This is a genomic window from Streptomyces flaveolus (genome assembly GCF_000716535.1).
In the GTDB taxonomy this organism is placed as follows: Bacteria; Actinomycetota; Actinomycetes; order Streptomycetales; family Streptomycetaceae; genus Streptomyces; species Streptomyces flaveolus_A.
This window is the reverse complement of record NZ_JNWV01000118.1, coordinates 1-1,507: the sequence shown is the minus strand read 5'-3', so window position 1 is coordinate 1,507 and position 1,507 is coordinate 1. Positions and strand designations below refer to the sequence as shown.

The 1,507-nt window shown below is 69.3% G+C and carries 2 protein-coding genes; both read left to right on the top strand.

The window, feature by feature from the left end; translation table 11 throughout:
• The first annotated feature begins 99 nt into the window (after positions 1-99).
• The gene (locus tag OO52_RS45405) at positions 100-759 is read left to right on the top strand and encodes a hypothetical protein (RefSeq protein ID WP_030659296.1); all 660 of its coding nucleotides are present in this window, start codon (positions 100-102) and stop codon (positions 757-759) included.
• On the top strand, positions 759-1,507 hold a 749-nt coding region (locus OO52_RS45400), incomplete at its 3' end, for a WXG100 family type VII secretion target (RefSeq protein WP_037631214.1). The genes OO52_RS45405 and OO52_RS45400, both read left to right, overlap by 1 nt.

The following is a 1,507-nucleotide window of genomic DNA, read 5'->3' as shown; positions in this document are numbered from 1 at the left end:
CGGTGAGGACGGGATGGTCTTTCCTCCGGTGCGCGGGATCGTGCCGGACGAGGTGGCGGTGGACGTCGCTGCGGCGGCCGAGGACGAGGGGAACGAGCGGTGACCGGGGGCGGCGGCAAGGATCTCGCGACGGAGGGACTCGGTCTGATCGCCAAGGGCCTGACCGAGGCGCTGGGCGAGCTGAAGGAGCTGGGCATGGTCGGGGAGGCCGGCGCCGGGCGCGGCTTCTCGGACATCGCCCTGTCCGGGCTGGAGCTGGGCCACCAAGGCCTCACGGACGAGTTCAAGTCCTTCTGCGAGCGCTGGGAATGGGGCGTGCGGTCGCTGATCAACGAGGGCAACGGGTTCGCGGTGAAGACGGGCCTGGCGGCGGGCACGTACTACGAGACCGACCAGTACGTGGAGGGCACCTTCAAGGTCGTCACCAACGCGGCCATCGGCAATCCGTACGCCTCCGAGGAGGACGTGGAGAAGATGGGCTGGGGCGACATCGCCACGTCCGGCGCGTACGGCGGTGACGTGGACTACAGCAAGGAGTCCTTCGAGCAGGCCTGGGCCACCAGCAAGCAGGGCTGGAAGGACGCCGGCCGGGACGTGATGACCTCGCACACCGTGGGCCCGATGGGCCTCAACCCCGAGAACCTGCACAACGCGTTCGGGGTCTCGGACAAGGAGTACGACCAGTACCTGGACGACACCTTCGGCCCCTCCCCCGAGGCCCGTGCCAAGGCCGCCGAGCAGCAGGGCGGTGAGGGCTGATGGGTGTCTTCGGTGACATCGGCGACGGCCTGAACAGTGCCCTGGGCTACGGCGAACACCTCTACGACGAGGGCAAGAAGAAGCTCGGCGAGGCGGTCGACTACGGCACCGACAAGCTGGGCGGCGCGCTGGACTACGTCGGTGCGCACGACTGGGCCGACAGCGTGGAGGACTGGGGCGACGGCGTCGCCTCCGACCTCGGGGCGACACCGGGCGAGCAGCAGCTCGGCCAGACCGAGGAGGCGAACGAACTCGTCCACGGCAGCCCGGACAAGATCCGCGCGAGCGCCAAGCACCTGCGGGACTTCCACGGCGCGTTCGACAAGGTCGGCCAGGGACTGAAGAAGGTCGACTCCTCCGGCTGGAAGGGCGAGGGCGGCGACGCCTTCCGGGAGAAGTTCGGCGTGCACCCCGCCAAGTGGGCGCAGGCGGCCGAGGCCTGCGACACGGCGGCCGGGGCGCTGGAGTCGTACGCCGACACCGTCAAGTGGGCACAAGGACAGGCCAAGGAGGCCGTCGAGCTCTACAAGAAGGGCGTGAAGGCCTCCAAGGACGCGGTGGACGCGTACAACAAGAAGGTCGACGCCTACAACGCCAAGATCAAGGCCAACGAGGACCCCGGCCCCAAGCCGGAGCCGTTCCACGACCCGGGCAAGGCCGACATCAAGGCCGCGCAGGACAAGCTCGCCGAGGCCCGCAAACAGCGCAACACCGCCGCCTCCGAAGCCCAGGGCAAGGTCAAGGCGGC